General features: G+C 65.0%; 16 protein-coding genes. 7 read left to right on the plus strand and 9 right to left on the minus strand.

The features are described from left to right. Nucleotides 1-348 precede the first annotated feature (348 nt). Together FJ471_RS22380 and FJ471_RS22385 are read left to right on the plus strand one after the other, a co-directional pair. Nucleotides 349-1,824 carry an esterase-like activity of phytase family protein gene (locus FJ471_RS22380; protein WP_140806916.1) on the plus strand — a complete coding sequence of 492 codons (1,476 nt, stop codon included), beginning with the start codon at nucleotides 349-351 and terminating at the stop codon, nucleotides 1,822-1,824. 114 nt (nucleotides 1,825-1,938) lie between these two features. Beyond that, complete coding sequence (locus FJ471_RS22385; RefSeq protein ID WP_140806917.1) at nucleotides 1,939-3,411, plus strand: MATE family efflux transporter; 1,473 nt, start codon at nucleotides 1,939-1,941, stop codon at nucleotides 3,409-3,411. A gap of 2 nt (nucleotides 3,412-3,413) precedes the next feature. Here the strand turns inward: FJ471_RS22385 and FJ471_RS22390 are convergent, their stop codons facing one another. Beyond that, nucleotides 3,414-4,622, minus strand: a complete 1,209-nt coding sequence (locus FJ471_RS22390; RefSeq protein ID WP_140806918.1) for an MFS transporter — start codon at nucleotides 4,620-4,622, stop codon at nucleotides 3,414-3,416. 138 nt (nucleotides 4,623-4,760) lie between these two features. Here FJ471_RS22390 and FJ471_RS22395 point away from each other — a divergent pair, with 138 nt between their 5' ends. Further along, nucleotides 4,761-5,336 carry a TMEM175 family protein gene (locus tag FJ471_RS22395; RefSeq protein WP_140806919.1) on the plus strand — a complete coding sequence of 192 codons (576 nt, stop codon included), beginning with the start codon at nucleotides 4,761-4,763 and terminating at the stop codon, nucleotides 5,334-5,336. Nucleotides 5,337-5,339: 3 nt separating this feature from the next. Here FJ471_RS22395 and FJ471_RS22400 read toward each other — a convergent pair whose 3' ends face one another. After that, nucleotides 5,340-5,621, minus strand: coding sequence for a hypothetical protein (locus FJ471_RS22400; RefSeq protein ID WP_140806920.1), 282 nt, complete (start codon nucleotides 5,619-5,621; stop codon nucleotides 5,340-5,342). Nucleotides 5,622-5,817: 196 nt separating this feature from the next. On the opposite strand from FJ471_RS22400, the gene FJ471_RS22405 reads away from it, so the two are divergent. After that, complete coding sequence (locus FJ471_RS22405) at nucleotides 5,818-6,684, plus strand: SDR family NAD(P)-dependent oxidoreductase (protein ID WP_140806921.1); 867 nt, start codon at nucleotides 5,818-5,820, stop codon at nucleotides 6,682-6,684. Nucleotides 6,685-6,692: 8 nt separating this feature from the next. On the opposite strand, the gene FJ471_RS22410 is transcribed toward FJ471_RS22405, so the two are convergent. The 4 genes from FJ471_RS22410 to FJ471_RS34875 all read right to left on the minus strand — a co-directional run bounded on the left by FJ471_RS22410 (nucleotide 6,693) and on the right by FJ471_RS34875 (nucleotide 9,300). After that, nucleotides 6,693-7,187 (minus strand): low affinity iron permease family protein, encoded by a 495-nt coding sequence (locus FJ471_RS22410; protein WP_181179646.1) that lies wholly within the window; start codon nucleotides 7,185-7,187, stop codon nucleotides 6,693-6,695. 330 nt (nucleotides 7,188-7,517) lie between these two features. Then, entirely contained in the window at nucleotides 7,518-8,159 is a 642-nt protein-coding gene (locus FJ471_RS22415) for a DapH/DapD/GlmU-related protein (protein WP_140806922.1), read from the minus strand. Between the two features lie 69 nt (nucleotides 8,160-8,228). Beyond that, nucleotides 8,229-8,657 carry a CreA family protein gene (locus FJ471_RS22420; protein ID WP_224666856.1) on the minus strand — a complete coding sequence of 143 codons (429 nt, stop codon included), beginning with the start codon at nucleotides 8,655-8,657 and terminating at the stop codon, nucleotides 8,229-8,231. Between the two features lie 139 nt (nucleotides 8,658-8,796). Beyond that, nucleotides 8,797-9,300 carry a cytochrome b/b6 domain-containing protein gene (locus FJ471_RS34875; RefSeq protein ID WP_181179648.1) on the minus strand — a complete coding sequence of 168 codons (504 nt, stop codon included), beginning with the start codon at nucleotides 9,298-9,300 and terminating at the stop codon, nucleotides 8,797-8,799. Nucleotides 9,301-9,512: 212 nt separating this feature from the next. Here FJ471_RS34875 and FJ471_RS22430 point away from each other — a divergent pair, with 212 nt between their 5' ends. Together FJ471_RS22430 and FJ471_RS22435 are read left to right on the plus strand one after the other, a co-directional pair. Further along, nucleotides 9,513-10,097, plus strand: coding sequence for an SCO family protein (locus tag FJ471_RS22430; RefSeq protein ID WP_140806925.1), 585 nt, complete (start codon nucleotides 9,513-9,515; stop codon nucleotides 10,095-10,097). Next, on the plus strand, nucleotides 10,097-10,969 hold the full coding sequence (locus FJ471_RS22435; protein ID WP_140806926.1) for a 50S ribosomal protein L11 methyltransferase: 873 nt from the start codon (nucleotides 10,097-10,099) through the stop codon (nucleotides 10,967-10,969). Before FJ471_RS22430 ends, FJ471_RS22435 begins: the two co-directional genes overlap by 1 nt. Before the next feature lie 34 nt (nucleotides 10,970-11,003). Here the strand turns inward: FJ471_RS22435 and FJ471_RS22440 are convergent, their stop codons facing one another. Then, nucleotides 11,004-14,525 (minus strand): autotransporter domain-containing protein, encoded by a 3,522-nt coding sequence (locus FJ471_RS22440; RefSeq protein ID WP_140806927.1) that lies wholly within the window; start codon nucleotides 14,523-14,525, stop codon nucleotides 11,004-11,006. Between the two features lie 336 nt (nucleotides 14,526-14,861). Here FJ471_RS22440 and FJ471_RS22445 point away from each other — a divergent pair, with 336 nt between their 5' ends. Further along, nucleotides 14,862-16,706: an aminopeptidase P family protein gene (locus FJ471_RS22445; protein WP_140806928.1), complete on the plus strand. Its 1,845-nt coding sequence runs from the start codon at nucleotides 14,862-14,864 to the stop codon at nucleotides 16,704-16,706. A gap of 95 nt (nucleotides 16,707-16,801) precedes the next feature. Here the strand turns inward: FJ471_RS22445 and FJ471_RS22450 are convergent, their stop codons facing one another. Further along, a complete protein-coding gene (locus FJ471_RS22450) occupies nucleotides 16,802-17,098 on the minus strand; it encodes an AzlD family protein (RefSeq protein WP_140806929.1) in 297 nt (98 codons plus the stop codon). Then, nucleotides 17,095-17,823: an AzlC family ABC transporter permease gene (locus FJ471_RS22455; RefSeq protein ID WP_140806930.1), complete on the minus strand. Its 729-nt coding sequence runs from the start codon at nucleotides 17,821-17,823 to the stop codon at nucleotides 17,095-17,097. Before FJ471_RS22455 ends, FJ471_RS22450 begins: the two co-directional genes overlap by 4 nt. Between the last annotated feature and the right edge of the window lies 1 nt (nucleotide 17,824).

Genomic DNA, 17,824 nt, shown 5'->3' on the forward strand with positions numbered 1-17,824 from the left:
AATGCACTCGCTCGATAGCATGCAAAACTGTTCGCGATGTCCTCGCACACCTGTTCGCGATGTCCCCAGTCCAAACACCCTTGTGGGAGAAGGTGGATCGGCGCGCAGCGCCGAGACGGTTGAGGGGTGTTTCCAGCGGAGTGAAACGTTAGCATTCCCTGGAACACCCCTCATCCGACCGAGCTTCGCTCAGCCACCTTCTCCCACAAGGGGAGAAGGGAGAGACCCTCCTGTCACGCAACCATCACGTTCGCGTCCTAGACCGCTCGACGGCAAGGGTAGGCCGTATCGTCGATGCCACGCCCTTCTGAGCCAATGGTCGCTCTGCTCGTCAAGAAGGGGATATCGATGAAACATCTCAACCGAACCGTCGCGCTCGGCGTGGCACTTGCCCTGTTCACCGCTCTGACCCCGGCGCTCGCCGACGGCGTCGCCTATGTCAACAAGGGGTTGGTCGGCATCGGCCGCATTCCGGCCAGCCAGAAGGACAAGTTCGGCGAGACCTTCGGTTCGGGCTCCGGCATGTCGATCGACACCAAGGGCTGGGCGCGCGACGGCGCGGGCTATAAGGGCTCGCTCTGGCTGCTGCCGGACCGCGGCTATAACGTCGTCGGCACGACCGACTATCGCCCGCGCCTCAACACGATCGCGATCGAGCTGGCGCCGACCGCTCCAGGTGCCGCGCCCGCCGCCGGGCAGGAACAGACCGGCGTCAAGGCGACGCTTGCCGACACCATGCTTCTGACCGACGACAAGGGCGCCGATACCACTGGCCTCGATCCTCTGAACGGCGTGCGGCCGGCCGCCGGCGACATGCCCATCCTGCCGCAGGCCGACAACGGCAAGCTGGCGCTGGACGACGAAGCGATCGTGCGGCTGCCCGACGGCACCATGTTCATCTCCGACGAATATGGACCCAACATCTACCGCTTCTCGGCCGAAGGTCGCCTGATGTCGGCGACGCAGCCGCCCGCGGCCCTGGTGCCGATGCGCCACGGCAAGCCGAACTTCGCTTCTGACAATCCCGGGCCGGGCGCCGCCGAGCCCGATCCGAAGGATCCCGAGACCGGCCGCCAGAACAACCAGGGCCTCGAAGGCATGTCGATGACGCCGGACGGCAAGTTCCTGATCGCCGTGCTGCAGTCGGCGGCCCGCCAGGACGGCGGCGATTCCGGCTCGACCCGCCAGAACACCCGCGCGCTGGTCTATGATGCTTCCGACCTCGCTCACCTCAAGCTGGCGCACGAATATGTCGTGCCGCTGCCGGTGTTCAAGGACGCCAAGGGCAAGACCAAGGTCGCCGCGCAGAGCGAGATCGTCGCGCTCTCCGACAAGAGCTTCCTGATGCTGGCGCGCGACTCGGGCAACGGCCAGGGGCTGAAGGGCGACGAGTCCCTCTATCGCAAGATCGAGATCGTCGACCTTTCCGCCGCGACCGACATCGCCAACGGTCCGTTCGATGCCGCCGACAAGCCGGTCGCGCCCAAGGGCGTCGTTGACCCGTCGGTGACGCCTGCCAAGCTCACCTCCTTCATCGACATGAACGACAAGGGCGAGCTCGGCCGCTTCGGCCTTCACAATGGCGCGCCGAACGACAAGGACAATCTCTCGGAGAAATGGGAAGCAATGTCACTGGTCTCCGTGCTCGACCCGAAGCTGCCCGACGACTATTTCCTGTTCGTCGCCAACGACAACGACTTCCTCACCCAGGACGGCTTCCAGGTCGGCGCGCCCTACAAGGCCGAGGACGGCGCCGATGTCGACACCACCTTCCTGGTCTATCAGGTCACCTTGCCTGGCCTTTCCGGCAACACCACCCAGTAATGGGACACGGGCGGCGGCGGCAGCCGTTGCCAAGCGTAATGGGATGCATGAGCGTCAGGCCTGCGATAGCATCGCGGGCCTGATTCATTTTCAGTGCCCACCATGGATAACAACATGGATGACAAAAAGCCCGCCCGCCGGCGGACCCACGACCTGACCAGCGGCCCGATCCCGCGCACGCTGCTGTTGTTTGCGCTGCCGGTGCTGGGCTCCAACGTGCTGCAGTCGCTCAACGGCTCGATCAACGCGGTCTGGGTCGGCCGCTTCCTCGGCGAGGCGGCGCTTACCGCGACCTCCAACGCCAATCTGGTGCTGTTCCTGATCCTCGGCACGGTCTTCGGCATTGGCATGGCGGCGACTATCCTGGTGGCCCAGTCGGTCGGCGCCCGCGACCTCCCCGAGGCCCGGCGTATCGTCGGCACCAGCGCCACCTTCTTCTTCCTCATCTCGGTCGTGTTCGCCGTCTGCGGCTGGATCTGGGTCGACGCCATCCTGACCGGGCTCGGCACGCCGGCCGATGCCTTGCCGCTGGCGCGCGCATACTTACGCATCATCTTCGTCGCCGTGCCGATGATGAACCTGTTGTCCTTCGTCATGACCGTGCTGCGCGGCGCCGGCGATTCGCGCACCCCGTTTGTCTTCATGGCACTGGCGGTCGTCCTTGACGTCGTGCTCAATCCGCTGCTGATCCGCGGCATCGGCCCCTTCCCCGCGCTCGGCATTGCCGGCTCGGCGACGTCGACATTGATAGGTCAGACGGTGAGCGTGATCGCCATCCTGATCGTGCTCTATGTGCGCAAACATCCGCTGCGGCTGGCTGGCAGCGATCTCGCCTTGCTCAAGCCGGACCCGGCGCTGCTGCGCATCGTCGTCTTCAAGGGCATTCCGATGGGGCTGCAGATGATCGTCATCTCGGCCGCGGCATTGACCGTGATGGGCATCGTCAATTCCTACGGATCGCAGGTCGCGGCCGCTTACGGCATCGCAGCCCAGCTCTGGACCTATATCCAGATGCCGGCTCTGGCGATCGGCGCCGCTGTCTCCTCGATGGCGGCACAAAATGTCGGCGCCGGGCGCTGGGACCGCATCGGCAAGGTTGCGGCGTCCGGCGTCGGCTTCAACCTGGTGCTGACCGGCGCGCTGGTGGCGCTGCTTTTCGTCTTCGACCGCCCGGTGCTCAGCCTTTTCCTCATCGGCGACAGCGCCGCGATCGACATCGCCGCGCACATCAACAAGGTGGCGTCCTGGTCGTTCATCCTGTTCGGCGTCACCATCGTGCTGTTCGCCACGGTGCGCGCCACCGGTGCCGTCATGCCGCCGCTGATCATCCTGATCATCTCGGTGCTGATCATCCGCACCGGCTTCGCCTATTCCATGCGCAGCGTCATCGGCCAGGAAGCGCTGTGGTGGAGCTTTCCGGCCGGCTCGATCGCTTCGCTGGTGCTGGCCGCCGCCTATTATCGCTTCGGCCGTTGGCGGACCATGCATATGATCGAAGACCGGCCGGCCGCGGGCGAGCCGCCCGACACCGGCCTCGGCGTGCCGCGCCAGCGCGCGCAACTGCTGCCGGAGCCACCGAACAGCTAACGCTACCGCGCGTATCTGGCGCCGAAGCCGAGCGCCACCAGCGAGAAGACGATGATCATGCCGGCAAAAGCCAGGCTTGCCGTGGTTGCGTTTGCCAGGCTCGACAGGATGCCGATGCCGATCACCGGCAGCGCGTTGCCGCAGAAGCAGCAGATGAAGAAGGCCGACACGACCTCGGCGCGGCGGTCGGCGGGCGCGATCTGATTGACCACTTGCAAGCCGCCGCGATAGCCGAGCGCCGCCGCCACGCCGCAGACCGCCGTCGCGGCGATCATAAGCGCCATCGATGCGTAGACCTGCGCCGCCACGACCAGCGCCACGGCGGGGATCATCAGCGCCAGCGCCGCGAGCATGGTGGAGCGGCTGGAGAGCCAGGCGGTGGCGACGATGGTGATGGCCGCCACGATCGACAGCTCGAAGAAAAGCCCGCCGGCCTCGGCGTGATTGGTTGCATGGAGCTGCTGTGCTAGGATGCTCGGCGCCAGCGCGGCATAGAAGCCGACCAGCGCCATGGCGCCGAAACCGGTCACCGCCGGCGCCACGAATTGCGCGCGGATATCGTCGGGCACCGAAAGCCGTGGCCGAAGCGACACGTCGGAGAACCGTCCCGGCCTGGTGACGGTTTCCCGCGTGCGCCAGATCAGCAGGGTGACCAGCGCAAGCAGGAGGAGATAGACGGCAAATGTCAGCCTGAGCGGCCATGGCGCGTATTGTGCGAGCAATCCCGACATGAGCGCGCCGACCCCGAGGCCGACGAAGTTGGTGCTGGTGGCGATGACGGCGGCGCGCGACTTGTCCTTGCCCTCGATCAGTTCGGCGAGCCACGCGGTTCCGGCGCCCGCGCCGATACCGATGCCGAGCCCGCTGAGGATGCGGGCGATGTCGAGCCAGGCGAGGTTTTCGGCAAAGAGGAAAGACAGCGCGCTGACCAGCGCAACCGCCATCGCGGCGAGTGCCGCAGGGCGGCGTCCGACGGCATCGGACAGGCGGCCAAAAAACAGCAGCGCCGCCAGGTTGCCGACGACGTAGACCGCATAGACCAGCGTCAGCGTGATCTGCGAGAAGCCGAAGGCCTGCTTGTAGATCACGTAGAGCGGCGTCAGCGCGGTGCTGCCGGCAAAAAGCACGGCGATCATGGCGGCGACGGCGGCCTTTGCGGCGCCCCCGCCAAGTTCATTGTCACGCGTCATGGTCTGAGCGTAGCTGGTCATGGCGACCTCCGGCGGCTGCAAGCCCAACGCCTAGTTAATGACGGCTGTTCCAGCCGGCGAACGCCCTCCTGACAATTCTGGCAGGATGGCCAGGCGCCGCGTCCTCCCGTAACGTCTGCCCGGAGTGAGGGAGGAATCATGGGCAAGGGACGGGTCGAGGCATTCACCGATGGCGTCGTCGCCATCATCATCACCATCATGGTGCTGGAGCTGAAAGTGCCGCATGGCGAAGATTTCTCGGCGCTCGTGCCGCTGTGGCCGATCTTCTTCTGCTATGTGCTGTCCTTCATCAATGTCGGTATCTACTGGAACAATCTGCACAACATGTTCCACACCGTGCAGCGCGTCGACGGACGCGTCCTGTGGGCCAATCTGAACCTTCTGTTCTGGCTGTCGCTGATGCCGGTGACCACGGCGTTCATGGGAGAGAACCACTTCGCGCCCGCGCCGGTCGCCGTCTATGGCATCGACCTCGCGCTTTGCGCCGTCGCCTACACCATCCTGGTCATCAAGCTTCGTCATCTGCACGGCGTCGACACGACCTTCGCCAAGGCAGTCGGCCATGACAAAAAGGGCAAGATCTCGCTGGCGCTCTATATCGTTGCCGTGCTGCTGAGCTTCTTCAACCAATGGATCAGCGTGGCGATCTATGTGCTGGTGGCGGCCGTCTGGTTCGCGCCGGACAAGCGCTTCGAGAGGCTGATCGAAAAATAGGACCTACTTGCGCATCGCCTTCAGTTTCTCCGCCGCCGAGGCGGCAAGGTCGGCATAGCGTTCCTCCAGCCGTTCGGCCGCCTTGATGACCGGAAAGTCGTGGCCGAACTTTTCCAGGGCGAGACGCAGCTTCTCGGCGAAATCGGCGTGCTTTTCCAGCGCCGAAAACAACGTCTTCACCTGCGCTTCGTCGATGTCGGGATTGGCGAGCATCTTCGGCACCTCGCGGCCCATCTGGTCGCCGTTGGCGGTCTGCTCCTTCAGGATTCCGATCCAGTCGGTCAAATGTCGAACTCCTTTTCAGGACAACATGCGCGGCGGGCGCTGCAACGGTCAACCCGTTGCGGCAACCGCGGTCAACCGGTTGCCGCCATTGCGGTCAACCCGTTGCCGCTCCTGCGGTCAACCATCGGGATGGACCGGCCTTGCCTCGGCGGCGCCTCGCGTTAAGTTCGGCCCGACCCGAACCAGGATAAAAATCATGACCAGCGACGCCCAGATCCAGACCGCCCTGCCCGCTTTCGCCTCCGGCAATGTCGCCGTCATCACCGGCGGCGCCAGCGGCATCGGCCTTGCCGCCGCGAAACGCTTCGCGGCGATGGGCATGAAGGTGGTGCTTGCCGATATCGGCGGCATGCGCCTCGACCAGGCAAGAGAGGCGGTCGCGGCGATCGCCGGCGACGATGCCGTGCTTCCGATCCCCACCGACGTCTCCAAGGGAGAAGAGGTCGACCGGCTGGCGGACCTCGCCAACGGCGCCTTCGGCGCGGTGTCGGTGCTGATGAACAATGCCGGCGTCGGCAACAATCCGGGCAAGCCCTGGGAGAACCGCGACGCCTGGAAGCGGCTGCTCGACATCAATTTCTGGGGCGTCGTGCATGGCGTCGAGGCCTTCGCGCCGCGCATGCTCGCGGCGGGCGAACCGGGCCTGATCATCAACACCGGGTCCAAGCAGGGCATCACCACGCCGCCCGGCAACCTCGCCTACAACGTTTCCAAGGCCGGCGTGAAGACTTTTACCGAAGGGCTGGCGCACGCGCTGCGCAACGAGCCTGGAGCCAGGGTGTCCGCGCATCTGCTGATCCCCGGCTTCACCTATACCGGCCTGACCGAAGGCGCGACGGAAAAGCCCGCCGGCGCCTGGACCGGCGAGCAGGTGATCGACTTCATGCTGAAATCGCTGATGGACGACGACTTCTACATCCTTTGCCCCGACAACGACGTCGCGCGGCCGACGGATGAAAAGCGCATGGCCTGGGCGATCGGCGACATCATCGAGAACCGCCCTGCTTTGTCGCGCTGGCATCCCGATCACAAGGATGCGTTCGCGGCCTTTATGAACCGCTGACGGCTCTCTCAAGCCGCCGCCTTCTTCTTCGAGGCGTTCTTCCCGGCCGCAGGCTTCTTTGCGGCCGCGCCGCCGGTCTTGGGCGCATGCCCGGTACCGTTCTTTCCGGCCACGGCCTTCTTGGCCGCCGTTTCCGCGATCTTGCGGCCATGCCGCTTTGCCGCCGCCTCGCATTTGTCGCGGATTTCCTCGACCTCGGATTCCGTCAGGTGCTCGATGCCGATGAAATGATTGTGGGCGCGGCTGACCCTGATCAGCTCGTCCAGCTTGGCCTGGATCGCCGCGCCGTCGCGGTTCTGCGTGTTCTGGATCAGGAACACCATCAGGAAGGTTATGATGGTGGTGCCGGTGTTGATGACCAGTTGCCAGGTGTCCGAGAACCCGAAGACCGGGCCGCTCGCCGCCCATGCAACCACGATCAGCACGCAGATGGCGAAGGTCGGCGGCAGGCCCGCCAGATGCGCCACCCTGTTGGCTATCGTGGTGAAAACCCTTTCGATCATGCAAATCCTCGAAAACCGTGGACACGCGGACATTTGCGAAGAAACAAACTGCCGCTGCTTGCGGTTCCCAGGGATTGAACTTTCTTGGCCACAGCCGGTCGCAATCGGATGCACGCAAGAAGCGCAGCCGCGTGAAAAACCACCTTATCGGTTTGTTTGCGATAGTGCCGAGGCAGGCAAAGAAGCCTGTTCCTTCCGCTTCACGGCGGTTTACCTCCAGCCCCTTCCGCTGCGCCACCCCCGCATGGCGGAAGGGGCAACAATCCCCAAGAACAAGCGTAGCATCCAGACAGCGCCGTCATGCTTCTTGACGGCGTTCTCTGCTGCGGGTCAGTGGGTATTATCTTCCCAGCGGTCGAGGAAGGCTTCGATCGGCATGGCCTGCATGTCGGGGATTGCGCGCGCCAGTTTCTCCGGCGCCCAGTCCCACCAGGCGAGCGCTTCGATGCGCGCCGCGACAGCCGCCGGGAACCGCTGGCGCAGCGGCTTGGCCGGAACGCCGGCGACGATCGTGTAGGGCGCGACGTCGTGCGTCACCACTGCATTGGCGCCGATGACGGCGCCGTTGCCGATCGCAACGCCCGGCATGATGACCGCGCCGTGGCCGATCCAGACATCGTGGCCGACGCTGACCGGTTTTGCCTGCCGCCGCGCGCGGAATTCCGTGTCGACGCCCAGCCAGCGGAAATACTCGTTCGGCCGGTAGCTGACCTTGTGCTGCGTCAGCCGCTCGATCGGATGCTCGAGCGCGTTGATGCGGCTGTTCGCGGCGATCGAGCAGAACTTGCCGATCGTCGTGTAGATCGCCTCGCAATGACGCTCGAAATAGGAGAAGTCGCCGACGCTCACCTCGCGCAGGATCACCCGCTCGCCGATCGAGGCATAGCGGCCGAGCTTGCAGCCTTTGAGCTCCGCGGTCGGATGGATGCGCGGCTCGGGATCCTTGAGGACGAGGTTTTCAGGACGGTCCATGACGCGGCTTTACGCTGGCGGGGACGCCCCCGCAAGCGCGACCTGCCCCCGGCCAAGCCTGTCGGGAAGCTATTGCGGCTTGCCCTTGGTCCACACCACGTTCTGGCCGTAAAGCGGCACGGTCGTGATCGACATCTTCGCCGAGCCGTTTTGCACCTGGCGCGAATGCGACAGATAGATCAGCGTCTCGTTCTTCTTGTCGTAGATGCGGTTCACCACCTGCTTCTTCCAGATCAGGCTGAGGCCTTGCTTGAACACCTCCTCGCCGCCCCCGCTCATGTCGATGTCGCCGATGGTGATCGGCCCGGTCTGGCGGCAGGAAATCGAGGAATCGGAGGGATCCTCGAACCAGTTGCCCTTGTGCAGCCGGTCGATGATGCTGCGGTCGAAATAGGCGACATGGCAGGTGACGCCATCGACCTTCGGATCCTTGATGGCGTCGACCATGATGTCGTTGCCGACCCAGTCGACACCCACTTTGCCCACCTCGTCAGCCATGGCCGCACCGGCGCTCAGGGCAAGACAAGCGGCGAACAAGCCGATCAGTTTTCGCAAGTAAGCCTCCACGGTTCACATTTGCCGATGTCAGGTGGGACGGGATCGTGGCGTTTGCAAGCCGCACGATGATCGAGAAGACCTAAGCCTGCCGGAAGGCCAGCATCTGCCGCAGCACGTTCGACTTCAGCACAAAATGCTGGACGAGCGCGCCGGCGATGTGCAGCAGCACCACATAGAGCAGGATGTTCTTGCCGAGGACATGCACCAGGCCTGCGCCGGGCACCTGCAGGAACCATGCCGCGGCGCCGGAAAGCGGCACGATGAAGATGAGCGCGTAGATCGCCAGATGCGTCAGCCTGGCGAGCAGCCGCAGCGCCGGATGCTCCATGCCCGATACCGGCGGGACGCCGCGGGTGGCCCGTAGCCACAGCCGCCAGGCGGCAAGGACCAGCACCGCGAGGCCAAGCACGACATGCATGTAGGCCAGCGGCCAGTCGCCGGCGGCGGCCTCCTGCCCGCGGCGCAGCGCGCGCCACACATGCTCCATGCCGTCATGGGCGACGAACTGGACCAGGATAAGCGCCGCGATGCTCCAATGCAGCCAGATCTGGGTCTTCGAATAGGATATTGGCGCGCCGGCCATCGGTTGCTCCATCATCAAAGTCTTATGGAAGATAGAAGATAGGTGGGCGGCAAAGCCGTTCAAATTAAGGATCGGTAAGGCGCAGCACCCCGACCGGCCTGCACCGGCAGCAGCTTGCGGCAACGCGACATCTTTGCGCGCCCGGCGCCGACCCGTTAAGACTGTCGCCAAACTTGGCTTCCTGCCAAGGCAATGGCGACGGACATTCACTGATGATGCGTTCAATCCTGGTCGGCATTCTCGTCCTGATGGCGGCGGGCATCGGCTGGCTGACATTCGACTGGTACCGGGGCCACTATGGCGGCGAGCCCTTCGGCGCGCCCTTCACCCTGGTCGACCAGAAAGGCGCGCCGATCACCGAAGCGGCGTTCAGGGGCCACCCGAGCGTCGTGTTCTTCGGCTTCACCCATTGTCCGGAAGTCTGCCCGACGACCCTGTTCGAGCTTGCCGGCTGGCTGAAGACGATGGGCGACGGCGGCAAGAACCTCAACGCCTATTTCGTCACCGTCGACCCGGAACGCGACACGCCGCAGACGATGAACACCTATGTCAGCAATTTCTCCGACCGCATCACCGGCATCACCGGCGATCCGGACAAGGTGCACGCCATGGCCAAGGCCTTCGGCATCTACTGGAAGAAGGTCGACACCGGCGACGGCGACTATACGATGGACCACACCGCTTCGGTGCTGCTGCTCAATGCCAAGGGCGATTTCGCCGGCACCATCGCCTATGGCGAGAGCGCCGACACCGCCATCGCCAAGCTGAAGCGGTTGGCTGGCGGTGGGCAAACCTAATGGGGCAGACCAGGCTCCATTTCACCGCCAACAAGGTCGAGGCCGACCGCATCTTCGCGGCGCTCGACGCCGCTTTCGAGGATGATGGCCTGCCGATCGCCGTGCTGGAGCTCGACGAGGAGAAAGACATCCACGAAGTGTCGCTCTATGCCGATGGCGACGTCGATCCCTTCGAAGCGCGGGTCAGGGATATACTCGCCGGTCTTGGCCTGCCGAAGCCCGTCGAGCGCGAGGTCATTCCCGATGTCGACTGGGTGTCGCGCTCGCTGGAAGGCTTGAAGCCGGTGCGCGCCGGCCGCTTCCTGGTCCATGGCTCGCACGACCGCGCCAAGCGCCACGCCGGCGACCTCGCCATCGAGATCGAGGCGGGCCTTGCCTTCGGCACCGGCCATCACGGCACCACCGCCGGCTGCCTCGAAATGCTGGAGCACGTGGTGCTGCGCGAGAAACCGCGCAACGCGCTCGACCTCGGCACCGGCAGCGCGGTGCTTGCGATTGCGCTCGCAAAGCTCGCGCATATCCCGGTGCTGGCGACCGACATCGATCCGGTCGCCGTCCGCGTCGCCGCCGCCAATGCCCGCCTCAACCACGTCAAGGCGCTGGTCGAGGCGGCGGCGGCGCCCGGCTTCCATCATCCGATCTTCGCCAGGCGCGCGCCCTTCGACCTCATCGTCGCCAACATCCTGGCCCGGCCGCTGATGCGGCTCGCGCCGCAGATGGCCAAGCACATCAGCCTCGGCGGCTCGCTGGTGCTCTCCGGCATCCTGGACCGGCAGCGCGACGCGGTGATCTCGGCCTATGTCGGCCAAGCCTTCCGCCACGTCCGCACGCTGCATCGCGAAGGCTGGGTGACCATCCACCTCAAGCGCTGAAGCCGGCCATCCGCCGGAGGGCAGCGCCTAGCGTCTAGAACTTGACGCCGAGATTGGCCTTGAAGCCATTGTCGAAGGCGTCGGGACCGAACTGCCCGGCATAGGAAAGGCCAAGCGTCATATTGGCCGCAAGCCGGACGTCGAAGCCTGCCTCCACCAGCATCGCATCCCTCGCGATCGGCACGCCGGCGATGCTGAAATCGTCGCCGCCGGCAAAGGCGAATGTCGAGGTCGGCGTGACATCGCCATAGGTATGGCGCCAACCGAACATTCCGCGCGCCGTGGCCGAAATTCCGCCGAGCGTGACATCGGTCGAAGCCCTGACGCCGAGCGTGGTGAAGGTGGCATCGGTGGTCGAGCTGGCGCTGGTCAGCGCGGCCGCGCCGCCCGTCTCGGCAAAACCGTCCGTGTGCAGATTGACATAGGCGAGATTGGCGAAGGGTTCGAAGGCAAACGGCCCGGCATCGGTCCTGTAGGCCAGTTCGCCGAAGGCCTGCGCGGTCCCGGCATCGTAATCGGCCGACAATTGGTCGGCGAATCCCTGGAAAGCGACCGAACGCGACGTCGAGATCCTGTGCCAGCTATAGGCAGCACCGGTGCGCAACGCGATCGAACCCCAATTCGTCCCGCCATAGACGCCGAGATGATAGTTGTCGCTGTCGCCGGAAGAATGCCGGTCGTCGACATCGAAGCTGGTGTGGCTGTAGCCGCCGACAAGGCCGACGCGCCAATCGCCCATCATGCCGTCGGCGCCCATCAGGAAACCGCCGGTCGAGCGGTCGAAAGCGGCGGCGTCGCCGTTGCTGTCGGCGCCACCCCAGGAACCGAAGCCCTGCCCCCATACGGCGAAGCGATCCGTATCCGCGGTCACCGGCTGAACGCCGTCCTCGCCATAGGCCATGACGGGCAGCGCCGCTGTCGTGCCGCTGTCGCCGAAGGCGGCGCGCAGGCGCGCCGTCACGGCGTCCTGCAGGAAGTGGCTGTCCTGGACGAGCGCGCCCTTGGCGGAAGCATGAAGCTCGCCCGACAATTGACCGAAGGCGTCCTGCGCCGCCGCATCGCTCGGCAGCGCAAGCACCGCGCTGGTCAGGGCGCTGCCGGCCGCACTGTCCAGCCCGGCGCCGGCCGCGATCTGGTTCGGTGTCAGTCCGGCCGAACCGAAGCTCTTCGTCTGGTCGATGTCGACGTAAGCGTGGGTTGCGTCGGAGACGGCTGTCGCGCTGAGGAAAGCGGAAAGCTGCGGATTGTTCACCGTGAAGGTGCCGCTGACGCTGCTGGCCTCGAGCACGGTATAGCGTGTGCCGGCAACGAGGCCGCCGGCGCCGACATTGGTCACGGTCAGGCCCGCGCCGCTGGCGATGGTGGCCGCGCCCGACGCATCGATCAGGTCCGATAGTCCGGCGGAATTGAGTTCCACCGCATAGGTCGAACCCGACTGGAAACTCGCGGCGCCGTTGACCGTCAGCGTCCCGATTGCGTTGTTGCCCGGCGCGACGGTGCCCGAAACATCGAGCGACTTGATCGTGCCTCCGCCGCCAAGCGTGGCGCCGCCGTCGACCTTGACGGCGGAACCGCCCAGCGAGCCGCTGACCAGCAGCGTCCCGGCCTCCACCTCGGTGGTGCCGGACAACGTGCTCGCGCCCGAGAGCTCGAACGTGCCGCTGCCCGTCTTAGTCAGGCCGCCCGAACCCGAGAGAGTCCCGGAGAATATCGTCGACTTGCCGTTGCCGCCGGTCGTCAGCTTCGCCGAACCGTTGTCGACCGTACCGGCGCCGGCGAGCGAGCCGATCGCCTGGCTGAAATTGTTCAGCGAAAGCGTGGCACCGCTCTCGACCGTATAGGCGCTGTAGGCGCTGAAAATATTGGTCGCGTCCGCCTTAAGCGTGCCCTCGGCGACATCCGTGGCGGTCGAATAATTGTTGCCGCCGGACGTGCCGGTGATCGTCAGCGTTCCGGAGCCCTTCTTGGTGAAAGTTCCCGACGGCGTATCGATATCGGCCATGGTCGCGCCGATGCTGAGATCGTACGCCCGCGTGTCGATGGCGCCGCCATTGGCCGTGAACTGGAGGAAGGTGTTGGGCAGGTCGAGATTGTCGGCGCCGGCCTGCAGCGTGCCGCCGTCCAGCGTGATCGGTCCCGTCCCAAGCACATGGTTGCCCGTGACCTGCAGCGTTCCTTCCTTGATGTCGGCTCCCGAGCCGAAACTGTTGCCGTTGTTGGTAAGGACGAGCGTCCCGCCACCGGTCTTGACGATTGTGGACGGGTCGCCAAACTCAAAAATCTGGCCGGCATAGGTCCCGGTTGCTCCCGAGCCGACATTGAATATCTGACTGACGTCGATCGTCATGTTGTTGTTGATCGTGACGCCGTCCTGGATGTCGATCACGGTTCCGTCGAATGCGGACAGCCATCCGGTGCCCAATGCGTTGTTGTCGTCCAGGCTGAGCGTGCCGGCGTAAAGATTGGTCCCGCCCGTATAGGTGCTGGCTCCGTTCAGCGTCAGCGTGCCGCTTCCGGTCTTGGTCAAGGACGCCGGACCGCCGCTCTCGCCGATACCCGACGACACCGTGAGATCGCCATCGCTGGTATCGATCGTTGCCGACCCGTCGAGCGTGACGGTTTGCGCGAATATGCGCGCCCCGCCGCTGGCGCCGAATGTCGTGCCGCCGGCCATGGTCAGGCCACCGCTACCGAGCGCCGCGTCATTTCCGATCAGCAGGGTTCCGCCGCTCAGGATCGTCCCGCCGCTGTAGGTGCTTGCCCCCGTCAGCCTCAGCGTGCCCGACCCGACCTTCTCGATCGACAGCACGCCATCCTGTTCCTGGATCTGGGCGTCGAGCGTCGTGGTATCGGCGTTGACGCCACCAATCTGGAACGTGCCGGTCGAGCCGCTCGGATTGCCGTAATAGGAGAGGACACCGGAGCCTTCGACCGAGCCGAGCGTAAGCGTGCCTGATCCCGACAAGGAGATAGAGCCACCATTGAGCACAAACGTCGCGTTCGCTCCCGAAGCGTTGGCGCCGGAATAGAAGGCCAGACCGCCATAGGCATTGACGGTGTAGACAACGTTGCTGCCGGCATCGGCGTTCTGGAAATTGATGAACGACCCGGCCCCGCTGCCCGAATCGCCCGTGACCGTGAAGTTCTGGGTCGTGCCTGAAGTGTTGGTCACCCCGCCGAAGATGTTCAGATAGGCCGTGTTCGAGACATTGACCGTGTAGGCGCTGCCCGAATCGTTGAAGGTAACGGTCCCCGCGGAGTAGAGGCCCTGCGGTGGAGAGGCGCTGTAGGCCTGATTGAGATCGACGGTGGTGGTGCTCGCGCCCGCGCCGAAGATCACCGACGCAACATTCGAGTTGGGAACCGAGCCGCCGCTCCAGTTGCTGCCGATCGTGTAGTCGGAACTCGTCGCGCCGGTCCATTGCTGCGCGGAAGCGTAACCTGCCGTCAGCGCCAAGCCGGTGAGCGCCGAACTGGTCAGAAGGCCCCATCGCCATGCGCGCTTGGCGGCCCTATCGGCCGAATGGCGCCCGATACGCGAATTTTGCTTGTACACCCGAATCCCCAACCCTGACGCGATCAGGGGACCCCACCGCCCGATCAAACCCAGCACCAGCACAACAGATAGCTTGCCCGGCAGACCGCCGCATTTGCAAAAGATGGCCCGTGCTGACTTTTTCTGGTGTGAATTCCGTATGTTAGCAAAATCTGAAATTCCAATTGGATGTCGGCTTAACTATGTGATTGAGGTAATCGCTGGCCCAAGCGCCCACAGGTTGAAAACCGCCAGACCCCATTGCACCTTGCCATGTCGCGAGAGCCGGAAATCGATTCCGATTTCCCGGAGCATCGGTTACGGTCAAACCCGCGGTGGCGTAAGAGGGAGCCAAAAATGTTCCAGACCTTTGATTCCGCTGGTGATCCGGCTGTCGGCAAGCCGCGCGTGGCGCTGCTGCGGCAATGGCTGGCCGAGAACGGCCTGGACGGCTTCCTTGTCCCCCGCGCGGACGAGCACCAGGGCGAATATGTCGCCGACCGCTCGGCGCGGCTGAAATGGCTGACCGGCTTTTCCGGTTCGGCCGGCGTCGCGATCGTGCTGCGCGACCGCGCCTTCATCTTCGTCGACGGCCGCTACACACTGCAGGTGCGGGGCGAGGTCGACCTTTCGATCTTCACCGTCGAAAGCCTCATCGACAACCCGCCGGCCAGCTGGATCAAGGACAATCTCGGCAAGGGCGCAAGGCTCGGCTTCGACCCCTGGCTGCACACGGTCGGCGAGATCAAGGCGCTGAAGGCGTCGGCCGAACAGTCCGGCGCGACACTGGTACCGCTCGACAGGAACCCCATCGACATCATCTGGAAGGACCAGCCGGCACCGCCGCGCGCGCCCGTCGAGATCCATCCGCAAAACCTCGCCGGCGAGCTTGCCAAGGACAAGCTGGCACGGCTGGCAGGCGCGATCGAGAAGGATGGCGCCACCCACGCCGGGCTGACCGATCCCTCCTCGATCGCCTGGGCCTTCAACATCCGTGGCGGCGACGTGCCGCACACGCCGCTGGCGCTCGGCTTTGCCATCCTCGCCGCCGACGGCAAGCATCAGCTGTTCATGGACCAGCGCAAATTCTCGCGGCAGGTCGCGGCCTATCTCACCCAGCTTGCCGATCTGCATGATCCAGGCGAGTTCGAAGCCGCGATCATCGAGCTCGCCAAGGGCGGTGCGAAAATCGCGCTCGATCCCGTGCTGGCGGCGGAGAAGCTCCGCATGCTGGTCGAGGACAATGGCGGCAAGGTCGTCTTGGCGGCTGACCCGGCGCGTATTCCCCGCGCCACCAAGAACCAGGCCGAGATCGCCGGCAGCCGCGCCGCGCATCGCCGCGACGGCGCCGCGGTCGCCAAGCTGCTGTGCTGGCTCGACCGCCAGAAGCCTGGCACGCTCGACGAAATCGACGTCGTCACCAAGCTCGAGGAAGTGCGCCGCCGGACCGGCGAGGAAACGCAGATGCCGCTGCGCGACGTCTCCTTCGACACGATTTCCGGCGCCGGCCCGAACGGCGCGATCATGCACTACCGCGTGTCGCGCGCCACCAGCCGTAAGCTGCAAAGCGGCGAACTGTTCCTGCTCGATTCCGGCGGCCAGTATCAGGACGGCACCACCGACATCACCCGCACCGTGCCGATCGGCCAGCCAACCGAGGAGATGCGCGAGCGTTTCACGCTGGTGCTGAAGGGCATGATCGGCATCTCGACGCTGCGTTTCCCCGCTGGCACGCGCGGCTCGGAGATCGATGCCGTCGCGCGCATGGCGCTGTGGAAGCATGGCTGCGACTTCGCCCATGGCACCGGCCACGGCGTCGGCTCCTATCTCGCCGTGCATGAAGGGCCGCAGCGCATCGCCCGCACCGGCACCGAAAAGCTGCTGGCCGGCATGATGCTGTCCAACGAGCCGGGCTACTACAAGGAAGGCGCCTACGGCATCCGCATCGAGAACCTAATCCTGGTCACGCCGGCGGAGCAGATCGAGGGCGGCGACATCGCCATGCACGGCTTCGAAACGTTGACGCTGGCGCCGATCGACAAGCGGCTGATCCGCACCGACCTGCTGCACCGGGATGAGTTGCAATGGCTCGACCGGTATCACGCCTGGGTTCTGGCCGAGATCGGCCCGATGGTCGATGGCGAAACGCTGGCCTGGCTGGAAAAAGCCACCGCGCCGCTGCCGCACGACGCAAAGATTTGAGACTGGCTTCTTTCTCCCCGTTCTACGGGTAGAAATGCCCGGGAGGGCAATGAGGGGCAGCGCCGACGATCCGAAACGATCGCGCCAGCAAGGTCCTATCCGACGAACTGACGCGCCAGAATAAGGACAGCGGCCCCGGCCAAAAACATCGCCATCAGGCCGCCGCGCAGCGATACCAGCACCGTGACGATCAGAGCCGCCCATTCTGCCGGCCCGGCATGCAGCAGCTCCGGCGCTACGAGCGTCGTCAGCACGGCGGCCGGCACGGCGTTGAGGCCGGCCTCGACGCGCGGATGGATGGTCTCGAAACGCGAGATGACGAGGTGGCCGCCGACGCGGGTCAGGTAGGTCGCGACGGCGCCGGCGAGGATGATCCAGAAGGTCGTGCTCATGGCCGCTTGCCCACGCCGCTGTGGTGTGGCGGCAGGATCACCGCCAGGAGGACGCCGGCGAGCGCGCCGATCGAGACGTGCCAGGGCGAGCCGACGGTTCGATAGGCGATGATCGAGGCGACGGCGCTGGCGGCGACGACGGGCGCCCAGAGCGGCCGCTTGCGGAAGCCAAGCACCAGGCCGAGGAAATAGATCGGCAAAAGGAAATCAATGCCTAGCGCATGCGTGTCCGGGATCATCTTGCCGAATACGGCGCCCAAGCCGCTTTCGACCACCCAGAAGAGATAGACCGGCAGGCCGAGCCCCAGATACCAGATGAAGCCGACGGGGCGGCCGGACTCGGCCCTTGCCTCGGCGATGGCGAATTGCGGGTCGGTGAGGATGAAATAGCCGGCGGCCTGCTGCAGCACCGGCCAATGCGCGATCCGCCGGCCGATGCCGGCCGAATAGAGCACATGGCGGAAATTCACCGCGAAGATCGACAGCACGATCAGCCACGGCGCGACGTGCTGGCCGAACAGCTCGATGCCGACCATCTGGCTGGCGCCGCCATAGATCATGGCGCTCATCAGGAAAGCTTCGAGGACGGAGAAACCATTGTCGACCGCGATCGCACCGAACAGCACCGCGAACGGGGCCGAGGCCACGACGACCGGCATCGACAGCCGCACGCCGTCCCAGAAATCGCCGCTGGTCCTGCCTTCAGAGATCGCTTCCGCCGTCATC

It is taken from the genome of Mesorhizobium sp. B2-7-1, assembly GCF_006440735.1.
Lineage (GTDB): Bacteria > Pseudomonadota > Alphaproteobacteria > Rhizobiales > Rhizobiaceae > Mesorhizobium.